Origin of the sequence: Okeania sp. SIO2F4 (assembly GCF_010672385.1) — a bacterium.
Lineage (GTDB): Bacteria > Cyanobacteriota > Cyanobacteriia > Cyanobacteriales > Microcoleaceae > Trichodesmium.
The window spans coordinates 1-1755 of sequence record NZ_JAAHGT010001326.1; the positions used below are offsets into that span (position 1 = coordinate 1).

General features: G+C 37.1%; 2 protein-coding genes and 1 pseudogene. 2 read left to right on the forward strand and 1 reads right to left on the reverse strand.

The window, feature by feature from the left end; genetic code table 11:
- Nucleotides 1–184: 184 nt before the first annotated feature.
- Nucleotides 185–472 carry a hypothetical protein gene (locus F6K22_RS40100; RefSeq protein WP_293110668.1) on the forward strand — a complete coding sequence of 96 codons (288 nt, stop codon included), beginning with the start codon at nt 185–187 and terminating at the stop codon, nt 470–472.
- 160 nt (nt 473–632) lie between these two features.
- Nucleotides 633–1502, forward strand: a pseudogene (locus F6K22_RS40105) (sensor histidine kinase); the annotation flags it as partial.
- A gap of 54 nt (nt 1503–1556) precedes the next feature.
- Here the strand turns inward: F6K22_RS40105 and F6K22_RS40110 are convergent.
- The coding region (locus tag F6K22_RS40110) for a hypothetical protein (protein ID WP_293110670.1) at nt 1557–1755 on the reverse strand (199 nt) is incomplete at its 5' end.

A 1755-nucleotide genomic window follows, 5' to 3' on the forward strand; every position in this document is an offset into this window, starting at 1 on the left:
AGAAGGATGGGTAGTTTTTGTATGGTTATTTTGGTTTTTGGTAGTTAAGCGATCGCCACAGAGTAGTTGCTATCGCTTAATAATTTTATACCTATTCTATTGTAACAATATTTTTTGAAATTGGTATAAGATTGGATTATTTTTACTAGGAGTAGGAGAGCTAGCTTGGCAACGAAACTATGAAATGAGTTTAGCCTTCCATGATTTAGCTGTTGATTTAGTCTTCCTCTGCGGTGACTTTGAGACCATGGAACATTTGTTTCAAACTGTCGTCCAACAAGCTCAGTCATTATTAGATCGAGTCAATGTCTACCAAATTTTGATTCAGGCAAATGTTTCACAAAATAAGCCGATAGAGGCAATTGAACTCGGAAAATCTCTACTACAAAAGTTGGGTATCGACTTTCCAGATATACTCACACCGACTGAAATCGAAGCAGGATTTTCAGAAATTAGAAAATTGATTGGATAGCGGGAAATTCTGGATTTACTCGATTTACCCGTGATGATGGATCGAGCGAAGCTAGCAATTATCCAAATTGGTAGTAGTCTCTTGCCTGCAACTTTGATGTCAGGTTCTCCATTGTTCCCATTCATAATTACCTTAGCAGTTAAGCTATCAATTCAATGGAGAATCTCAGAATTACGCCCAACAATTAGAGCAAATACAACTACAACTTATTCAAAGCGAAAAAATGGCAACCGTCGGTCAATTAACTGCCGGAGTTGCTCACGAAATCAACAATCCATTAGGTTTTATTTTGGGTAATTTAGATTGCGCTTCTGATTATATCCAAGACATGATTAACCTGTTGAACCTCTATCGCCAAACTTTCCCTCAACCAGGGGAAAAAATCGAAGAAGAAATGGAGGCGATCGAGTTAGATTATCTGCTCGAAGACTTGCCTAAGACTATTGATTCTATGAAACAAGGAACAGAACGTATTGCCGAGATTAGTAAATCAATGAGAACTTTCTCTCGCGGGGATACAATAGCGAAAGTACCATTCAATATCCATGAAGGAATAGATAGCACCTTATTAATTCTCAAACACAGACTCAAAGCCAATGAAAATCGTCCGGAAATCCAAGTCAGAAAAAACTATGGAAATTTGCCAGAAATCAACTGTTATCCAGGACAACTAAATCAAGTATTTATGAATTTAATTGCTAATGCTATTGATGCTATAGATGAAAGTAATTTTGGGAAAACTTTCACCGAAATCAAATCAGCACCAAATCAGATTAGTATTACCACAGAAATTGACAATGCCAAACAACAGGCAATTATTCGTATAGAAGATAATGGCAAGGGAATCTCTGAGTCAGTAAAACAGAAAATATTTGAGCATTTATTTACCACAAAAGGAGTAGGAAAAGGAACAGGTAATGGTTTATCAATTTCTCGTCAAATTGTAGTAGAAAAACATGAAGGAAAAATCACTTGTACTTCAGAATTAGGAACAGGAACTGAGTTTGTGATTAGTTTACCAAATAATTAACTAGCTATTAGCTTTTAGCCCATACGCTATAAGCTTTTTGAGCGATCGTTTAAATCAAGTGCTTCTATAAGCAGGATAGTGCGCGGAGGGGTAACATTCCCCTTCTAAACGTTTACTGCTGACTGCTGAGTGCTGAGTGCTGATTGCTGATTGCTTTTTTAATACAGGACTTATGCATGAGGTACGAAAAACTAAGATTTGAGATTGCTTCCCTGTCGGTCGATAGGGACGAAAATAGGTTGTGCTGCGTAAG

Excerpts from the sequence above, each read along its gene's own strand:
- F6K22_RS40100 (WP_293110668.1), top strand. The coding sequence starts at position 185 with ATGAGTTTAGCCTTCCATGATTTAGCTGTTGATTTAGTCTTCCTCTGC.